Annotated in this window: 17 protein-coding genes; 4 read left to right on the top strand and 13 right to left on the bottom strand. The window is 68.1% G+C overall.

Features of this window, described 5'->3' with window-relative positions:
- Positions 1–2: 2 nt before the first annotated feature.
- The 4 genes from OB2597_RS06675 to lptF are packed head-to-tail and all read right to left on the bottom strand — an operon-like array spanning position 3 to position 5,645.
- Complete coding sequence (locus OB2597_RS06675) at positions 3–1,211, bottom strand: peptidylprolyl isomerase (protein WP_009804771.1); 1,209 nt, start codon at positions 1,209–1,211, stop codon at positions 3–5.
- A gap of 41 nt (positions 1,212–1,252) precedes the next feature.
- The gene (locus tag OB2597_RS06680) at positions 1,253–3,397 is read right to left on the bottom strand and encodes an LPS-assembly protein LptD (protein WP_009804772.1); all 2,145 of its coding nucleotides are present in this window, start codon (positions 3,395–3,397) and stop codon (positions 1,253–1,255) included.
- Positions 3,394–4,491 (bottom strand): LPS export ABC transporter permease LptG, encoded by a 1,098-nt coding sequence (gene lptG / locus OB2597_RS06685; RefSeq protein WP_009804773.1) that lies wholly within the window; start codon positions 4,489–4,491, stop codon positions 3,394–3,396. Before lptG ends, OB2597_RS06680 begins: the two co-directional genes overlap by 4 nt.
- The gene (lptF, locus tag OB2597_RS06690) at positions 4,488–5,645 is read right to left on the bottom strand and encodes an LPS export ABC transporter permease LptF (RefSeq protein ID WP_009804774.1); all 1,158 of its coding nucleotides are present in this window, start codon (positions 5,643–5,645) and stop codon (positions 4,488–4,490) included. Before lptF ends, lptG begins: the two co-directional genes overlap by 4 nt.
- A 164-nt stretch (positions 5,646–5,809) precedes the next feature.
- On the opposite strand from lptF, the gene OB2597_RS06695 reads away from it, so the two are divergent.
- Together OB2597_RS06695 and OB2597_RS06700 are read left to right on the top strand one after the other, a co-directional pair.
- Positions 5,810–7,285 (top strand): leucyl aminopeptidase, encoded by a 1,476-nt coding sequence (locus OB2597_RS06695; RefSeq protein WP_009804776.1) that lies wholly within the window; start codon positions 5,810–5,812, stop codon positions 7,283–7,285.
- Between the two features lie 3 nt (positions 7,286–7,288).
- Positions 7,289–7,753 (top strand): DNA polymerase III subunit chi, encoded by a 465-nt coding sequence (locus OB2597_RS06700; protein ID WP_009804777.1) that lies wholly within the window; start codon positions 7,289–7,291, stop codon positions 7,751–7,753.
- Positions 7,754–7,772: 19 nt separating this feature from the next.
- Here OB2597_RS06700 and OB2597_RS06705 read toward each other — a convergent pair whose 3' ends face one another.
- The 3 genes from OB2597_RS06705 to OB2597_RS06715 are packed head-to-tail and all read right to left on the bottom strand — an operon-like array spanning position 7,773 to position 10,889.
- Positions 7,773–8,333: a retropepsin-like aspartic protease family protein gene (locus OB2597_RS06705; RefSeq protein ID WP_009804778.1), complete on the bottom strand. Its 561-nt coding sequence runs from the start codon at positions 8,331–8,333 to the stop codon at positions 7,773–7,775.
- Between the two features lie 49 nt (positions 8,334–8,382).
- Entirely contained in the window at positions 8,383–9,003 is a 621-nt protein-coding gene (locus tag OB2597_RS06710) for a MarC family protein (RefSeq protein WP_009804779.1), read from the bottom strand.
- A gap of 26 nt (positions 9,004–9,029) precedes the next feature.
- Positions 9,030–10,889, bottom strand: coding sequence for an ABC-F family ATP-binding cassette domain-containing protein (locus tag OB2597_RS06715; protein WP_040609562.1), 1,860 nt, complete (start codon positions 10,887–10,889; stop codon positions 9,030–9,032).
- A gap of 149 nt (positions 10,890–11,038) precedes the next feature.
- Between OB2597_RS06715 and ndk the strand changes: the two genes are divergently transcribed.
- Positions 11,039–11,461 carry a nucleoside-diphosphate kinase gene (gene ndk, locus OB2597_RS06720; protein WP_009804781.1) on the top strand — a complete coding sequence of 141 codons (423 nt, stop codon included), beginning with the start codon at positions 11,039–11,041 and terminating at the stop codon, positions 11,459–11,461.
- A gap of 21 nt (positions 11,462–11,482) precedes the next feature.
- Here ndk and OB2597_RS06725 read toward each other — a convergent pair whose 3' ends face one another.
- Genes OB2597_RS06725 through OB2597_RS06740 form a run of 4 tightly spaced genes read right to left on the bottom strand, consistent with a single transcriptional unit; the run spans position 11,483 to position 13,082 of the window.
- Positions 11,483–11,872: a DUF4112 domain-containing protein gene (locus tag OB2597_RS06725; RefSeq protein WP_009804782.1), complete on the bottom strand. Its 390-nt coding sequence runs from the start codon at positions 11,870–11,872 to the stop codon at positions 11,483–11,485.
- Positions 11,869–12,042, bottom strand: a complete 174-nt coding sequence (locus OB2597_RS21295) for a YqaE/Pmp3 family membrane protein (RefSeq protein ID WP_009804783.1) — start codon at positions 12,040–12,042, stop codon at positions 11,869–11,871. The genes OB2597_RS06725 and OB2597_RS21295 overlap by 4 nt, the downstream gene beginning before the upstream one ends.
- A gap of 55 nt (positions 12,043–12,097) precedes the next feature.
- Positions 12,098–12,442 (bottom strand): TfoX/Sxy family protein, encoded by a 345-nt coding sequence (locus tag OB2597_RS06735; protein ID WP_009804784.1) that lies wholly within the window; start codon positions 12,440–12,442, stop codon positions 12,098–12,100.
- A 1-nt stretch (position 12,443) separates the two neighbouring features.
- On the bottom strand, positions 12,444–13,082 hold the full coding sequence (locus OB2597_RS06740; RefSeq protein WP_202944575.1) for a TetR/AcrR family transcriptional regulator: 639 nt from the start codon (positions 13,080–13,082) through the stop codon (positions 12,444–12,446).
- A 344-nt stretch (positions 13,083–13,426) separates the two neighbouring features.
- Here OB2597_RS06740 and OB2597_RS06745 point away from each other — a divergent pair, with 344 nt between their 5' ends.
- Positions 13,427–14,122 carry a Hint domain-containing protein gene (locus OB2597_RS06745; protein ID WP_009804786.1) on the top strand — a complete coding sequence of 232 codons (696 nt, stop codon included), beginning with the start codon at positions 13,427–13,429 and terminating at the stop codon, positions 14,120–14,122.
- Positions 14,123–14,305: 183 nt separating this feature from the next.
- Here OB2597_RS06745 and OB2597_RS06750 read toward each other — a convergent pair whose 3' ends face one another.
- Together OB2597_RS06750 and OB2597_RS06755 are read right to left on the bottom strand one after the other, a co-directional pair.
- Positions 14,306–16,291 (bottom strand): alpha/beta hydrolase, encoded by a 1,986-nt coding sequence (locus OB2597_RS06750; protein WP_009804787.1) that lies wholly within the window; start codon positions 16,289–16,291, stop codon positions 14,306–14,308.
- 18 nt (positions 16,292–16,309) lie between these two features.
- Positions 16,310–18,238: an alpha/beta hydrolase gene (locus tag OB2597_RS06755; RefSeq protein ID WP_009804788.1), complete on the bottom strand. Its 1,929-nt coding sequence runs from the start codon at positions 18,236–18,238 to the stop codon at positions 16,310–16,312.
- Position 18,239: the final 1 nt, after the last annotated feature.

An 18,239-nucleotide genomic window follows, 5' to 3' on the forward strand; every position in this document is an offset into this window, starting at 1 on the left:
GGTCAGTACCGCACGATCCGCGCCTCGGAGCGGAGCTGTTGCAGATAGCCCTGCGCGAAGGAGGCGAGCCGCTGGTTCTGGATGTCCAGCGCCACCCCTTCGCGGGACACCGCGCCCGAGACGTCGAAGCTGCGCCCGCAGAGCATCAGGAAGACCAGCGTCTGCCCGTTCGACCGGGTCAGGGCGGTCGAGACCTCGCCCGGGTCGAGCTGCGCCAGTTCCGCGGCGATGTCCTCGGGGATCTCGCCCGGCGCCCTGGTGCCCCGTTCCAGCACGGAGTCGGGCTGGCCCTGCGCCACGCCGTAGAGGTCGTCGCAGGTATCCACCTGCGCCCTGACCCGCGCGGCCCGCTCCAGCGCCTGGGCGCTCCGGCCGCCCGCGATGTAATAGGCGGCGTATTCGACCGCCGCGTAGCTGGGGGCGCGGTTCTCGGTCTCTTCGACCGCGCGCAGCAGGAAGAGCGCGAGCTGACCGTCGAGTTCCACCGGCTCGCTGATCTGACCCGGTCGCAGCCCGAGGATCACCGAGCGCAGCTGCGGCGACAGGTTCGAGACGGGCACCCAGTTGACGCGGCCGCCGGCACCGGCGGAGGGGGCCGAGGAATGTTCCCGCGCGGCGCGGGCGAAGGCCTCGGCGCTCATGCCCCGGATGCGCTGCGCGAGCGCCCGCGTCTCGTCTTCCGCGCCGGGGGTCAGCGGCAGGAAGATTTCGGACATCAGCACCTGGACCGAGGCCCCCGAGGCGCCGCCCGAGGCGAGGGCGCGGTCGATCTGCTGTTCGGAGATCTGGATGCGGGGCCCGAAGCGGGCGCGGATCGTCTCGCGCCAGGCCACGCCGGCGCGCACGAAGTCGCGGAAGCTCTCGGGGGCGACGCCGGCCTGCTGCAGGGCCGCCACGAACTGTTCGGCCGACAGGTTGGCGCGGCCCGCGAATTCCTCCATCCCGGCCATGATCTGGTCTTCGCTCGGCGAGATGCCGATCTCTTCGGCGGCCTGCATCCGCAACCGGTCGTCGATCAGCTGGTCGGCGGCCAGCGCGTCGATGTCGCCGGGGGTCCGGAACAGGCGGAGCATGCGGGTCCGCTGGTCCAGTTCGAATTCCGTGACCACCTTGTCGTTGACTTTGATCGCCGGAGAGAAGCTCTGGGCCGCCGCGAACTGGGCGGTTCCCGTCACCAGAAGCGTCAGGCAGAGGCAGAGGCGGGAGATCATTCGCATATCGGGTCCGTTTGTCTTGTCGTTGTCACGCGGGCCTAGCGGCACGTTCGGGCGACGCCCCGGCCGGATGACGCGGCCGAGAAGCCGCGCAGCCCGATGGTGAAGCTGAAGTCCGTGGCTGGCGTGACGATAGTGGAAGAGGTGAAGCGGCGCGAGACCGAAAGCTCCACATCGATGCATTCGTTGGAATAAAGCAGGCCGAGACCCGCCGAGATCGGCTTGTCGGCGACGATGTCGTAGCGCCCCGAGACCCGGCCGCGCAGGTGGCGGTTCAGGTCGAAGCCGGAATTGAACAGCCACTCGGACACGGCGATCGGACGGTCCTCGGCGGGATCGGCGGAGAGCCAGACATAACTGGCCGAGAGGTCGTAGCGGTCGGAGGTCCAGCTGGCCCGCGCCTCGGCCTTGTTGACCTTGAGGCTGCTGCTGAAGAGGCCGCGCGCCGTCAGGCCGAGGCCGCCGTCGTTGCGGAACTGCCCGGCGATCAGCAGGTCAGACGTCGTGTTGGCGAGGCCGGAGGAGCGGGTGAAATTGGTGTCCTGGCGGTCCCGCAGCACCGAACCGAGGGTCAGCCGCGCGTCCCAGCCTTCGGCGTTGAGGCGGGTCCAGTTGACACCCAGGGCCGCCCTCAGCCCGCGTTCGCGCCGGTCGGGCGCGGGAAAGCGGGACAGGCTGAGCAGGTTGCCTTCGTCGAATTCGACCCGCGTGCTCTCGTCGTTGGCGACGAGCAGACCGTCGCCGCCGGTCCACGCCACCATCGCCACCGGCTCGACGGTGTCGGTCACGCCCGAGGCGGCGTGGCGCACCCAGGGCCAGCGCAGGGTGACGGAGGCCGTGGGGCTGATCTCGCTGGCCGAGTGGGGCAGGTTGATGTCCTGCCCGGTGCGGAAACTGTCGGCCAGGACGCCGGCCAGCCCCTCGGCCCGGATCCCGAGCGGCAGGGTCCAGGTGTTGTGCCAGGTGACGCCGAGGTTCAGCCGGGTCACGTCACGCCCGTCGGTGATCGTGTCCGCATCCGGCCCGTCGAAGGGCACGTCCGAATAGCGCAGGTGGCTGTGGTTCTCGGCCGAGATCCGGACCTCGCCCCCCAGACGGGGGAAGTAGCGCCGTTCGTAGGTCAGATCGCCGATGATCGTCGGGATGCGGCTGTTGACCTCGTTCACCCGGAGCGAATGGTAATGCGCCAGGCCGGCGGCGATGTATTCGTCGCGGCGCACCCGCGAGACGATGAAGTTGCTCTCGAGCCGGTCGTTGTCGGAATAGCTGTAGTCGGTCAGATAGGCGTCGTCCGATACCGCCTCGATCCGGAAGTCGAGCTTGAAATCGCGGGCCAGGTCGAACTGGCCGTCGCCGCGCAGGTAGGCCCGGCCGCCGCGGGTATAGAGGTCGTCGCTGGAAAAGGCGCCGCCGAACTCCATCCGCCCGTTGGTGAACGCCTGCCGGTAGCGCCATTCCAACGTGCGCGTCTTCTTGGACAGGTAGGGGGTCAGGGTGAGATCGCGATGATCGCCGATGCGGATGAAATAGGGCACCTTGATGCCGGTCGCCAGCTGCGAGTTGCGCCGGATCGACGGAATCAGGAAGCCTGTCGCCCGCGTCTGGTTCGGATCGGGCAGGCGCAGCCGGGGCACCCAGAAGATCGGCACGCCGAGAACCTCCATCCGGGCGTCGTCGAAATAGAGCTGCATCTCTTCGCGGTCGTGGATCACCCGCCGGGCCTTGATCTGCCACAGCGGCGGCCGGTTGCCGCAGACCTGGCAGGAACTGACCGTGGCGCGCGTCAGCTGCGCATAGCGCCCGTCCACCCTGTCGAGCCGCGCCGCCGCAAGTTGCAGCTGCCGGTCGAGCACCAGCCGGGCGCTGCGGATCAGGCCGTTGCGGAAATCGCGGTCGAGTTCGGCGGACGAGGCCAGCACGATCTGGTCGTCGCCGCGGGTCAGCACGATCGGCCCGGCGAAGTCCAGGCGCTCGGTCTCGCGGTCATAGCTGACGCGGGTGGCGCGCAGGCGGGTCTCGCCCCGCACCACCTCGACCGAGCCCTCGGCCACGACGCGCGTCCGGTTCTCGAGCCATACCCGGTCGGCGACCAGCATGGCGGGGTCGGATCCCTCCTGCGCCCGGCCCGCCGGGGGCAGGGCGAGCAGCAGGGCGAGAAGGACGGGTAACAGCCGCGCGATCATCCGTCCTCCATGTGCAGCAGCAGCCCGAGCGCCAGCAGAACCGAGGCCACGGGCGGTGCCCAGGCGGCCAGCGCCACCGGAATCTGGCCGTTCTCGCCGAGGATCTGGACGAAGTTGCGCACGTAGTAGAGCGCGAAGCCCAGCATGATCGCCGACAGCACCGCGATGCCGGTCTTGCCGAACCGGACGTGGCGCATGGTGAAGGCCGCCGCGATCAGGACCATGGCGACCAGAAACAGCGGCTTGGCCAGTTCCATCTGGAACCAGACCGCGTGCCGGCGTGCCGAGAACCCCGCCTCGGTCAGCAGGCCGATATAGGTGGGCATGTCCCAGACCGGAATTGCCGACGGCTCGCCGAAAGTGTCGCGGATTCGGGCCTCGGTGAGGCTCGACGGGACCTCGAAGCTCTCCCTCCGCTCGGTCCGCGCCTCGGGGTTCGTGCCTCGGGCCAGCGGCCAGATGCGCGCGTCGTGCAGCTCCCATGCGCCGGCGATCAGCCGGGCGCGCGCGGCTTCGATCCGCTTTTCGGGGCCGCCGTCGGGGGCATAGGCGATCATGGTCACGTCGTAGAGCTCGGTCGCCTGCGGGTTCGACCGCGCCGCGCGGATCACGGTCTGGCCCTCGGCGCCGCCCTGGCGCAGCCAGAGCCCCTCGGCCGAGAGCGACAGCACATCGGCGCCGCCCGACTGGTAGCTCTCGAGCAGGGCGGCATAGCGTTTCGAAGTCGCGGCCACGATCGGGTTGACCATGGCCACGCCGATCACGCCGATGGCGAAGGCGACGATCACCGGCGACACCAGGCTGCGCAGCGCCGACCGCCCCGCCGCCCGCGTCACCACCAGTTCAGAGGTCCGCGCGAGCCCGAGGAAGAGCGCCACCGTCGCCAGGATCATGATCAGCGGAAGGATGGTGTAGATCCCCTCGGGCGCGTTGAGCAGGACGAGCCGCAGAACCTGCGACAGGGTGGCCGGCGTCGAGGACAGCCGCCGCAGGTGTTCCGCCACGTCGATCAGCATCGACATGAGCAGGAAGACGGCCAGCAGGCCGATGAAGATGCGCAGGAACCGCCAGGCGAAATAATAGTGCAGGGTCACGTCGCGGCCCCCCGTACCGATCGCCGAACCGAGCGCCGCGGCAACAGGCGGCTGCCGCGCGAGGCGATCCAGAGCATGACGCAGCCGATCCCGATGCCCGAGAGCGGTGCGACGTAGATCAGCGGCCAAAGCGACGGGTCCCGGCGAACCGGGTCCGAGGCCACGCCCTCGATGGATTTGACGATCATGACCAGCACGATCGCGACGACGATCTGCTGCCAGACGCCGAAGCGCGAAAAGCCGCCCGTGAGCAGGGTGGAGAACCCGATCAGCGCCGCCGCCAGGCAGAGCAGAGCCTGGGCGAAGCGCCCGTGCGCCTCTTCCGCGATCTGGCCCGGGGAGGATCCGGTCAGCGTCGCGACCTGCTCGGGATGCGCGAAGAGCCGCAGGGTCGGCAGGTGCCGGATATGGACGTGCGGCAGGCCCCGATCCCCGAAAAGCCGACCGATGTCATAGGTGAAATCCTCGAAATAGGTCGTGAACAGGCGCTGATCCTCGGCACGGAGGGTCTGCGCGAGCCCGTCGAGCATGACGAGCTTGGCCCCGCCCTCGTCATCGCCGCCGCCCTCGATGAGATAGGCCCGCGCGGCGGTGAAGGTCTGCGGTGACCGCGCGTCGCGGCGGTCCGAGAAGAAGACGTCGCGCAACGTGCCGTCGGCGTCGATCTGCCGGATGTAGAAGGTGATGCCCGCCACCGGATGCAGGAAGGAGCCTTCGGTCAGAAGCCGCGCGGTTAGGTCCTGCCGCAGATCGTCCTGACGCTCCTGCAGGCGCGAGATCGAGACAGGGACCAGAAAATGGCTCATGACCGACATGATCAGCCCCACGATCACGCCGAACCACAGCACCGGCCGCGCCAGCCGCCAGGGCGAAAAGCCGGTGGACTGCATCACCACCAGCTCGCTCTCGCTGGACAGGCGGTTGGTGACGTAGACCACCGCGGCGAAGGTCGCCATGGGCAAGACGATGCGGATCACGTTCGGCAGGGTCAGCGCGGTGAACTCGAGAAAGACCCAGGCCGTCTGCCCGTCCCCGATCAGCGCGTCGAACAGCCGGACCGCCTGGTTGATCCAGTAGATCGAGACCAGGACCAGCGAGAAGAATCCGAACAGCACCATGAATTGCGACAGCAGGTATCTGTCGAAACGTGCCAAAAATTCCCCCAATTCAAAGCCGGCAGCAGACTGCTCCGGACCCTAGCGGATTTGATCTGGGGGGAAAACTGCTATCTGGCCAATCCGACGCCGCGGCGATAGCCTTGGCCGGATGCCGGACCCCCGGGCCCCGGCACCCGTTCAGACCATCCTGGAGGAACCCTTTGACCCAGACAGCCGCCGTGACCTTCGTGGCCCCCGATCTCGATGCCATCGCCAACGCCACCGGCCGTGTCGCCGTGGTCGTCAGCGCCGACGGCCGCATGAGCCCCGCCGCCCGCCGGGTGAACCGGCTGACCAAGGGCGCGGTCAAGCGGCTGGTCGAGAGCGAGAGCTTTGCAAAGGCCGATGCGGGCAGCCTGATCACCCTGGCCTGGCCGGCGGGCATGCAGGCCGAGGCGGTCGAGATCCTCGTGCTCGACCGGCGCGCCGGGCCCGAGGCCGTCCGCGAGGCGGGCGCGGCCCTGGGCAGGGCCCTGGGCGAAAAGGACTGTCTGATCCTGCCCGGCACGCTGCGCCGCCTGCCCGAACTGGTCGAGGCGGCGGTGCTGCGTGCCTATGACTACGGAGATCAGAAGTCCGACGAACCCAAGCCGCGCGGCCGGATCACCGTCCAGTGCGGCGATCCCGGGCAGGTGCAGGACGAGACCGCGCCCCTGCTGGCGGTCGCCGAGGGCGTGTTCTTCACGCGGGACCTGGTCAACGCGCCCGCCAACGTGCTGACGACCACGGAATTCGCCGCCCGTCTCAAGCAGATGGAAGAGATCGGCCTGACCGTCGAGGTGCTGGAGGAGGCCGATCTGGAAAAGCTCGGCATGGGCGCGCTGCTGGCCGTGGGGCAGGGGTCGGCCAGCCCCTCGAAGGTCGTGGTCATGCAGTGGAACGGCGGCGGTGACGAAGCGCCCCTGGCGCTGATCGGCAAGGGCGTGGTCTTCGATACCGGCGGCATCTCGCTCAAGCCCGCCGGCGGCATGGAAGACATGACCATGGACATGGGCGGCGCGGGCACGGTCGCGGGGGCGATGCGGGCTCTTGCGCTGCGCAAGGCCCGGGCCAACGTGGTCGGACTGGTCGGTCTGGTCGAGAACATGCCCTCGGGCACGGCGATGCGGCCGGGCGACGTGATCACCGCGATGAAGGGCGACACGATCGAGGTGGCGAACACCGATGCCGAGGGGCGGCTCGTTCTCTGCGACGTCATGTGGTACGCGCAGGACAGGTTCAAACCCTCGGGAATGATCGACCTGGCCACGCTGACGGGGGCGATCATCGTCGGGCTCGGCCATCACAAGGCCGGTGTCTTCTCGACCGACGACGCGCTGTGCAAGTCCCTGCTCGAGGCCTGCGAGGGCGTGGGGGAAGGCGCCTGGCGGATGCCGCTCGGCAAGGCCTATGCCAGGCAGCTCAAGTCCCGCGTGGCCGATGTGAACAACATCGGCGGACGGGCCGCCGGCTCGATCACCGCGGCCGAGTTCCTGCGCCGGTTCGTCAAGGAGGACACGCCCTGGTGCCATATCGATATCGCCGGCGTGGCCAGCGTGAAATCCGAGACGACCTTCGCGCCCGCGGGGGCGACGGGGTGGGGCGTACGCGCGCTGGACCGGTTGGTCCGGCAGTCACGCGAGGGCGGAAAGTCGTAACGGATGGGCGACGCCTATTTCTACCACCTGACCCATTCGCCGGTCGAACGGACCCTGCCCAGCCTGCTGGGCAAGGCCCTGGGCGCCGGGTGGCGGATCGCGGTCCGGGGCCGCAGCCGGGACCGGCTGGACTGGCTGGATCAGAAGCTGTGGCTGGGCCCCGACGACGATTTTCTTCCCCACGGGGTGGAGGGCGGCGCCCATGACGCGCTTCAGCCGATCCTGCTGACAACGGGCACTGCCGCCAACGACCCGGCCTGTCTCATGGCGATCGACGGGGCCGAGGTCGCGGCCTCGGATGTGAGCGGGATGCAGCGCGTCTGCATCCTCTTCGACGGCAACGACACAGAGGCGCTCGAGATGGCCCGGGCGCAGTGGCGGACGATCACCGCCGCGGGTCTCGGCGCGAAATACTGGTCCGAAGAGAGCGGCCGTTGGGAGATGAAGTCGGAAAACGCCCCGGGCTGATCCGGTTTCCCCATCGAATTTACGGCGTAAGCACCAGCGCGCCCTCGCCGATCTCGATCCGCGAGAACCGTTGCAGGTAGCGCATCCCGAGCAGCGACTGACGCATCTCGCCATCGTTGACCATGGCGCGCACCCGTTCGCTCTGAAACGGGCCGAGCGCCACCCGGTCCAGCACGACGGGTGCGATCCCCACCTCGCCGTTGGCGCTGAGGGCGCGGCCCGAATAGACCAGTTGGTCCGGCTCGATCCCCACCTTCGCGGCATCGGCCTTGGTCAGGACGATATCGCTCGCCCCGGTGTCGACCATGAAGCGCAGGGGTTCGCCGTTGACCTGCATCGTCAGGTAATAGTGCCCGTCGGGCGCCCGCGGCACCGAAATCTCGCCGCCCTGCAGGACCGACTGGCTGGGGGTGACGGTGGTGCGCACGTCATCCCAAAGGCCGATGGCGGCGATGACCCCGACGAAGATCAGTACCCAGACCGCCGCCTGCTGAGCGATGCGACCGATCCTGTGGCGGCCCTGCACGAGAACCCAGCCCCCGACCGCCGCGAGAAGCAGCACGAGGTAGAGCAGATTCATGAGCGAATTCGTTTCCATGCCCCGGATATAGGGATGCCGGCGGGCGGCGTCACCCTGCCAGACCGAAATCCCGCAGCCCGTCGAGCACGAACTGTACCGAAAGCGCGGCAAGCAGCATGCCCAGCACGCGCGTGACCACGTTGATGCCCGTGCGCCCCAGCAGCCGTTCGAGCAGGCCGGCGGTGAGGAACAGGGTGAAGACCATCAGGATGACCAGCGCCGCGACGCCCACGATCATCGCCGCACCGATCCAGTCGGGCTGCCGCCCGGCCAGCAGGATGACGGTGGCGATGGCGCCAGGCCCGGCGATCAGCGGCGTGGCGAGGGGAAAGACGGAAGGGTCGGGCAGGTCCTCGACATGGTCGGCCTGGTCCTCCCGCCGTTTGCTGCGCCTCTCGAAGAGCATTTCGAGCGCGGTGAGGAACAGCAGCACCCCGCCCGCGATGCGGAAGGCCGGCATGGTGATGCCGACGAAACCCATCACCGCCTCGCCGAAGACGGCGAAGATCGCCAGCAGGGCCAGCGCGATCACGCAGGAGCGCAGGGCGATGGCACGCCGCTGGGCCGGTGGCTGGCCCTGCGTCAGCGCAGCGAAGAGCGGCGTCAGCCCGACCGGGTCGATGATGACGAAGAGCGTCACGAAGGCGGTGATATATACGCTGTAATCCACTGGCTGGGCTCCGACCTCACGAATGCTCAGGCGACGGTCGAGGGCTCTGCCGCCTCGAGCTTTTCCTGCGCCGCCATCCACAGCGCCTCGGCCCGTTCGGTGGCCTCGCGCACCTCGGCGTACTTGCGGTTCCAGACCTCGAGTTCGCCCACCTTGTCGTCCGCATAGAGGGCGGGGTCTGCCAGCTTGCGCGACAGCTTGTCCGCCATCTCCTGCAGCTTGTCGATCCGCGCCTCGCATTTGCGCACCTCGGCCCGCAGGGCGAGAATGTCCTCGCGCGAGGCGCGTTTCGGTTTCTCTTTTTTCTCAGATGCTTTTGAACCGCTGTTCGTGCTCAGCAACAGGTCCCTGTAGGTTTCGAGATCGCCCTCGAACGATGCCACGCGACCGTCCTTGACCAGCCACAACCGGTCCGCCACGAGGCTGAGCAGGTGCATGTCGTGGCTCACCAGGACCACGGCGCCCGAATAGGCGGTCAGCGCCTCGACCAGCGCCTCGCGGCTTTCGATGTCGAGGTGGTTGGTCGGTTCGTCGAGGATCAGCAGATGCGGCGCGTCGAGGGTCGCCAGCAACAGCGTCAGCCGCGCCTTCTGGCCGCCGGAAAGCCGCCCGACCTCGGTCTCGGCCTGGTCCGCGCCCAGCCCGAACCCCGCGAGGCGCGCGCGCAGCCTGGCCGGCGCCTCGTCCGGCCGCTCGCGGCGCAGGTGTTCTATGGGCGTTTCGTCGAGATGCAGCTCGTCCACCTGGTGCTGCGCGAAGAAGCCGACGCGCAGCTTGGAGGCCCGGGTCATCTTTCCGTCCATGAGCGACAGGCGCTCGGACAGGAGCTTGGCCAGGGTCGATTTGCCTTCGCCGTTGCGCCCGAGCAGCGCGATCCGGTCGTCCTGGTCGATCCGCAGGTCGAGCCGCGACAGGACCGGGCGTTCGGAGTAGCCGACCGCGCCCCCTTCGATCCGGATGATCGGCGGCGACAGTTCCTCGGGCGAGGGGAAGGAGAAGGCGCGCAGGGCGGCCTCCTGCGGCAGGGTGATCGGCTTCATCCGCGCCAGCGCCTTGAGGCGCGACTGCGCCTGCCGGGCCTTGTCGGCCTTGTAGCGGAAGCGGTCCACGTAGGATTGCAGATGCGCGCGCCGGGCATCCTGTTTCCTGGCCTCTGCCTCGGCCACGGCGAGACGGGCGGCCCGGGTTTCCGCGAAGGTGTCATAGGGCCCTTTGTACAGCGTAAGCTTGCGGTCCTCGAGATGCAGGATCGACCCGACGGCGCGGTTCAGAAGCCCGCGGTCATGGCTGATGATCAGCACGGTGTGGGGGTATCTCTGAAGATAGCTTTCCAGCCACAGCGCGCCCTCGAGGTCGAGATAGTTGGTCGGTTCGTCCAGCAGCAGCAGGTCGGGCTGCGAGAACAGCACCCCGGCCAGCGCGACGCGCATCCGCCAGCCGCCCGAGAAGGCGGAACAGGGCATCTGCTGCTCCTCTTCGGTAAAGCCCAGCCCCTTGAGGATCGTCGCCGCGCGGCCCTCGGCCGACCACGCATCGATGTCGGCCAGCCGTGTCTGCACCTCGGCGATGCGGGCCGGGTCGCTCGCCGTCTCGGCCTCGGCCATCAGCGCCGCGCGCTCGGTATCCGCCGCCAGCACCGTGTCGAGCAGCGAGACCTCGTTCCCCGGCACCTCCTGCGCCACGCCGCCGATGCGCGCCCTTTCGGGCAGGCCGATGGCGCCGGCGTCCAGCGTCAGCTCGCCGCGGATCAGGCGGAACAGCGTCGTCTTGCCCGCGCCGTTGCGCCCGACGATGCCGACCTTGTGGCCCTCGGGAATGGTGGCCGAGGCGTCTTCGATCAGCGGGCGGCCGGCGATCGAGAATGAGAGGTTTTCAATGCGCAACATGACGGGCCGCATAACAGAGCCCGGCGCACGGGGCCAGAGGCGGCGCGGCGCGGGACGGGGTGATGGCTTTTCAAACCGCGACCCGCATGCTACGCGGGCGCCGATTGATCCACAGGAGCTGCGGCTCCGCCCTGACAAGAGAGACGAGAATGGCCACCGAACGCACCCTTTCCATCATCAAGCCCGACGCCACCCGCCGCAACCTGACCGGCAAGATCAATGCCAAGTTCGAGGAGGCGGGGCTGCGCATCGTCGCGCAGAAGCGCATCAAGCTGTCGAAGGAGCAGGCCGGGGTCTTCTACGAGGTGCACAAGGAACGCCCCTTCTACGACGAGCTGTGCGAATTCATGGCCTCCGAGCCGGTCGTGGTGCAGGTGCTGGAAGGCGAAGGCGCCATCGCGAAGAACCGCGAGGTGATGGGCGCGACCAACCCCGCCGACGCCGCGCCGGGCACCATCCGTGCCGAATTCGCCGAATCCGTGGGCGAGAACTCGGTCCATGGCTCCGACGCGCCGGAAACCGCCGCGCAGGAGATCGCCTATTTCTTCTCGGGGCTCGAACTGGTCGGCTGACCGGGTTTCGCCCGTACGTGATCAGGCCGCATCCGAAAGGGTGCGGCCTTTGTCTTTTCCGGCCTTGCCGTGCCGCGTGATATGATCGCGCATCATCGCGGCGTTCCGGCTGTTCGCCTTCCAGCCCACATCGAAGATGTCGCCGACCAGCGGGACGAGACCGATCGCCCAGTCGATGCCGATATTGCCCGCCATCCGCGCCAGCCGCCGTTTCGGCAGGCCGATCTGATAGGCCTCGGACAATATGAAGAGCGACGGCGCCACGGCGAGCGTGTCGCCGACGCCGGGGACGAGCCCGACGATGCTGTCGAGCCCGACGCGGATCGAGGTGCCGGGCAGGCGGAAGGCGCGGTCCATCACATGGGCGACGCGCTCTGCCCGCTCGACACGGGAGAGGGGCGTCTCGGTCATACCCGTGCCGGCCCCCGGGTCAGGATGATGTAGACGGCGTGGATGATGCCGGGGATGTAGCCCAGGATCGTCAGCAGGAGGTTGAGCCAGAAGGCGCCCCCGAGGCCGACCTGCAGAAACACGCCGAGCGGCGGGATGAAGATGGCGGCGAGAATGCGTAGAAGGTCCATGATCGTTCCTTTCCGTTGTTGAAAGGATAACCGATCTGGGCTGAGCCGGTTCCACTCATCCGTCGCGCGGTGCCAGCCCGTGATCCCGCAGGAACACCACCAGATCGGGCGGAAGGTCGCCCGCTGGCGTTCGGGTCGCGGCCGCGCGGATCGCGTCGAACCGCTCTCGCAGCGCCGCCTTCTCTGCGCCCTGACAGTCGTTCCACGGCCGGCCCTGCAATCCCATCACCAGCGCATAGTAGCCGATGAAATGCGGCCGCGTTCCCGCCGCGATCAGCCGGGTATAGGCCGCATCCGCCCCGAGCGCCCGCAGCGTCTCGGCGTCGTGAATGCCGGCGCGGGCGAACTGCGCGACCGAGGCCGGGCCGAGATTGCGGATCGAGGAGACCGGGTCCCCCATCTCAGCGCAGGCCGTCCAGCCCGTCGAGGATCAGCGTCAGGCCGAAGTCGAAGTCGTCCACCTCGGCCCCCTGTCCCTGCGCCAGCTCCTCGGTGCGGCGGTGCAGGCTGGGAAAGCGGTCCTTCGGGATCGCCTTCAGCTCGCGCCGGGCCTGGCGAGACAGCTCGCGGGCGCGCGACGGCCGCGTCAGGCGCTGCAGCGTGAACCCGTAGATGTGGTTGTCGATCGTGTTGCGGGCATGGTCGGCCTGTGCCGGGGAAAAGCCGACGGCCATCAGGCAGCCCAGTGTCGCGTCGAGATAGGCCATCATGTTCGGCCCGGGCGGATGCGGCTGCTGGAACTGCTGCGCGGCCCAGGGGTGGCGCATCAACACGCGATGCGCCGATTGCGACCGCGCCCGCATCTCGCCCTTCCAGTCGAAGTCGGGCGTGGGCAGGGTGATCTCGCCCGCGACGAGGTCGGTGATGCCCGCCAGGATATCCGACTTGTTCGCGATATGATTGTAGAGCGACATCGCCTCGACACCGAGCGATGCGCCCACCTTTCGCATCGACAGCGCCGCGAGGCCCTGATCGTCGGCCAGCCCGAGCGCCGCCTGCAGGATCCGGTCCCGGGACAGCGGTCTTCGCGGTTCGGTCATCTTGTCGGCCCCCCGGTCCATTCGGTGCTTACGCTGTAAACGATCACACCGGATGTCAAGCGGCGGCGAATCGCGGCGCAGCCCGCACCGCGGTCCATTGCGACGGGCCATCCCGGTTTCGGCCACTTTTCGACATATTTCCGAATCGAAATGTGGCCGTTTCGTTCAACAAACTGAAACAGTTTCGCGAGAGATTCGTGACTGTCCGTATGAAAACGAACTCGAGACGGAAAAACCCGGAAAATCGCCCCTTTTTCGCCTTGAATCACCACGGGCTGCCCAACTCGTGTATATATATCGGCGGGGGCCTTGGAATTGCGAAGACGCGACGAGAGGCGGGTAAGATGACCAACTACGAGGACTTCGGGAACGGCACGGTTCAGGCTGGTGCAGCGGCACCGCGGCGGGTCGGCAAGCGTGGCGCGGTGGCATGTTTCAGTGCCGGGACGCGCATCCTGACACCCCAGGGCCAGCGCGCGGTCGAGACGCTGGTGCCCGGCGACAAGGTGATGACCCGCGACCACGGGCTCCAGACCCTGCGCTGGATCGGATGCCGGCACGTGGCCGCCGACGAGCTCGCCGAACACGACAGCCTCCGCCCGGTCCGGATCGAGAAGGGCGCGCTCGGCCCGAACATGCCCGACCGCGACCTCCTCGTCTCGCCCGAGCATCGCGTCATGGTTGCAGGAAATCACGTCGAAGCCGTGCTCGGCACCGAAGAGGGGCTGGTCTCGGCCAAGGACCTGGTCGGCCGTCCCGGCATCACCGTCGAGACCATGGAAGAGGTGATCTATTACCACCTTCTCTTCGACGACCACGAACTCGTCCTGAGCGAAGGCGCCTGGACCGAAAGCTTCCTGCCCGGCATCAGCGCCTTCAACGGCCTCGACGTCGAAGCGGCCGACGAACTGTTCCGCCTGTTCCCGGAACTGCAGTACGTCCCGTCGCCGTTCAAGCCGGCCCGCCCCTCGATCAACCCCGAGGTGGCCCGCCTCCTGCGCGAGGTGAACGAGAGCCTGACCCCCGTCCTCGGCGCCTGATTACCGCGCCGCCCGCGCTTTCCAAGAGAGCTTTTCGCCAAGACGTTTCAACTGGATCTTTTCGAACAAGCACGCCCGGCGCCGGATCTGTTCCGGGCCGGGCTTTTTCATGTGCCGCGCGTCCGATCGGCCGCGCGCCGGCAGGACGGCCGGGGCGGGAGCCTCCCCGGCACCACCGTCAGGTCAGTACGGCAGCGGGTGCATCGTCCCGTCGGGAAGCATCACGGGCAGGCGCAGGTTCTCGATGCAGGACGTATCCAGCTCGCCGGTCGGTGCCTCGACAAAGGCCGCGGTGATGTCCCGGGCGCATTGGCTGAACCGGATCGTGCCATGGCCGGATTCCGGAACCACCACCAGCGTCGCCTGCGTGTAGTCCTGCACCGAGAGGGCGCCCCAGCTCACGGCGGTCTGGGTGTCGAGTTCGCCGTTCATCGACAGCACCGGCACGTCGGTCTTGCCGACCTCGGTCCAGTTCTCCCGCGGGTGCTTGGGGAACAGTTCGCAGGCGGCGAAGAACGAGGTGAGGCCCTGCGCCATCGCCTCCTGCATCACCGGCCCCCAGGAGCCATCGGCCGCCATGGTCTCGCGGAATTTCTGCAGCGAGTTCCAGCCATCCGAGAGATCCTCCTGGCAGGCATAAAGATAGGTCTGAAAGCTACCCTCCACCGTGTCTACCGTCGCCTGGTTGTCGATCCGCACGAGGTCGAAGACGCGGGCCAGGCTGTCCTGGTCGAGCTGCCGTGCCAGCCCCTCGAGCTCGGCCGCGGTGTCCGGCGCGAAATGGTCTGCGGCCAGTGCGGCCAGACGATCCGCAGAGGGCTCGGCGAACCTGAGATCGAGGTAGGCGCGCACCGCCGCGATCCGGTCCGCCGGTTCGGGAAGCGCCTCGATGGCGGCGGCCAGCTTTGCGTCGAACACCTCGGCGAGGCCGGTGTTGCGCGCGTCGGCATCCAGGTCGCTCTCGAGAAGCTGGGCCGCCCGGGTGACAGTGTCCTCGGCGATGCGGATGTGCTCGGCGGCGGCCAGCATGGCATCCACCTGCGCCATCTCCGCGTCGCTCAGCCCCGCCGCGAGGGCGGCGGACCGCACCGTTTCGGCACTGCCGGCGGCGGGTTTCGGCGGCAGTTCTCCTGCAGCCCATTGATCGACGATCGTGGTCTCGCCCTGTTCCAGCTGCTTGACCATCAGCGGGATGTAGGGCGTCATCGCGGAATAGTCGCCGCGCGGGGTGACACGGTTGTTGATGATCTCGTAGAGCACGTTGATGTCGACCGGCCCGCTCGCGCCCTCGACCGGCTCGGCATCCAGCGTCTCGAAGAGCTCGAAGGTCCGGTCGACGATGTCGGGATAGGCCGCGTTGCAGACCGGATCGCGTTCGCAGGGTTCGAGGCTCGTCCGGATGGGATCGCTATGCGACTGCCAGAACGACGAATAGAGCGGCAGCCACGGCGGCGCGTTTCCGTCGATGATCGCCGACCGGATGCCCGGCGGGTCCTGCCGGAGGACCTCCATCGCGAGCTTGGTGCCGTAGGAAATGCCGTAGATGTTGTAGCTGTCGTAGCCGAGCGCGGACATCACCGCCGGCACGTCCATCGCGTTCTGTTCGGTGTTGATGAGCGAATAGTCGATGCCCCTGGCGTCCAGTTCCGCCAGGCACCCCTTGATGAAATCCTGCTCCAGGGTCGGCACCGCCGGGCCCGTCTGCGACTGGGCCACGGGACCCAGTTGATCGCCCAGGGTGGCATAGCAGTCCATCTCGGGGGCGCTGGTGTCCACACCGCGTTCGTCGATGGCGATGATGTCGCGGCGGGCGCGCAGGTGTTCGAAGAACCCGATCGTCCCGGCCACGCGCGACACGGTGCCGTCACCGGGACCGCCGTGCAAATAGATCACCGGGTCCGGTTCCGGCGACAGCGAGTGCGCCTTGTAGAGGTTGAAGGCGATCGAGATGGTCCTGCCCTCGGGGTCGCCGTGATCGTAGGGCACCTCGACCCGCCCGCAGACGACCGTCCGGCCGTCGATCTCGGTCGGAGCGACGGGCCGGGTGCAGGGGGTGACGGTGACCGGATAGGCGGGGTCGGCGCCGCCGGCCTTCAGCCGGGCGAAGGCCTCCGGGTCCGGCTCACCGGTCAGGGCGGCGATCAGGGCAAGGATCTGGTCGGGCGACATGGGGGGCCTCGTCTGTTGTCAGTCGGTTTGCGGCGGAAGGTAGAAGTCGGGCTTCAGGCTTTCGGTGCAGGCGGCGTTGACCGGGGCGGACGGGTTTTCGAGAAAGCCCACGGCGACATCGCGCGCGCATTGCGAGAACTGGATCACCGCGTGCCCGGCCTCGGGAAAGAGCACCGCCTGACCATGGCTCAGGGTGCGCACCACCATCTCGGCCGCATCCGGATTGGTCTGCGTGTCCTTGGTCCCCGCCATGGCGAGCACCGGGATCTCGCTGACGACCGGTTCGTGATAGCCCTCGCGCGGGTGCTTGTCGAAGAGATCGCAGAAGTCGTAGAGCATCAGTGTGCTGTCGCGCACGCCCGCATCGACTGCCGGAAAGCGGTAGGTCGCGGCCACCGCGTCGTACCCCGCGCGCGAGTTGAAGGGGTAATCCTCCTGACAGGCGATCAGGCCCAGCGTGAACATCATCCGGGTCTGTGCGGTGAGGTTGGCCGAGTCCATCCGTGCCCGTTCGTAAAAGGCGGCGACGTCCCGGTCGGTCATCGCCGCGAGCAGACCCATCAGTCGCGGCCGTTCCGCTTCGGGGATATGGGTGGCAAGGAACGCGCGGATCCGGTCGCGATCGGGTGTCTGACCGACGAAGAGCACGTAGTCGTGCAGGAACGCCAGCAGCGCGTCGGGCTCCATCGTGGCGGCGACGTCCGACATGGCGGCGTCCAGCAGCGCCTCGGTCCGTGCCGCTCCGGCGGCGGAGAGATCGTCCGAGAGGGCGGTCAGCAGCTTGGCCGCCGCCGCCTCGTCGCCCCGCAGGCGGTCGGCCTGCATCAGGGCGACTTCGGCCAGCGTCCTGTCGGCCTCATCGAGACCCGCGCCATAGGCCGAGAGGATCACCTCGGGCGTCAGGGTGGGATTGAACCCGCCGGTCACCAGTTTCTCCAGGGTCGCGGTCTTGCCCGCCGCCAGTTCGGTGAAGACCTGTGGCAGATAGGCGGTGAAGGGGCCGGCGCGCTTGTTGCTGAGTTCGAGGATGTCGACGATGAGGCTCGGTTCGAGCGCCTCGCCCGCCATCGTGAGTGCGGGCTTCTCCGTCAGGCGCTTGCCGGCGGCATGGACGGTCGCTTCCAGATCGGGGTAGGCCGCGGCGCAGTCGGTGTCGGCCATGCAGTAGTCGACCACCCAGCCGAGCGCCTGGTCCACGGGCACGCCGTTGGTGTCATAGGCCGGATTGTCGACCCGGCTGATACTGTCGATCACCACCGACCGCAGCCCCTCCGGCGCTGCGCGCAGCAGTTCCTGTCCCAGCTTCGTGCCGTAGGAGATGCCGAAGGCGTTGTATTGCGGATAACCGAGCGCGTGCATGATCGCGCGCACGTCCTTGGCGCTCTGGGTCGTGTTGTAGGGGGCAAGATCGGTGCCGGCGGCGACCGTCTCGGCAAGGCACTTGGCCAGCGGTTCATCCGCTCCGAACATCGTCTCTTCATCCGGTTCGGCGAATTTCAGGAAATCCTCGGCAAGTTCGTTGTAGCAGGCGATGGTCCGGTCCGAGATGCCCGAGCCGCGTTGGTCGAAAAGCACGATGTCGCGCCGGTCGCGCAGGAAATCGAAGATGTCGGCGTTGAAGGGGATATCCTGCACGGTATGGCCGCCGGGCCCGCCGTGGAGGTAGATCACCGGGTCGGGCGCGGGCGCGGCGGAACGGGACTTGAGGACCGCGAAGGCCAGCGGGATCGTCTCTTCGCTGTCCGTCCCGTGCCTTTCCGGCACCGCGACACGGCCGCAGATGACGGTCTTGCCCTCGACCTCCAGCGGGCCGATCGGTCGGGGGCAGTTCTCGACCGTCACCGGATAGCGGGCGTCGTGCCCGCCCTGCGTCAACCGGTCGAAGGCGGGATCCGTGGCTGACGTCAGGAGTGCGACGACGGTCAGGATGATCTGGTCGGGGGACATC

Origin of the sequence: Pseudooceanicola batsensis HTCC2597 (assembly GCF_000152725.1) — a bacterium.
GTDB classification, from domain to species: Bacteria; Pseudomonadota; Alphaproteobacteria; order Rhodobacterales; family Rhodobacteraceae; genus Pseudooceanicola; species Pseudooceanicola batsensis.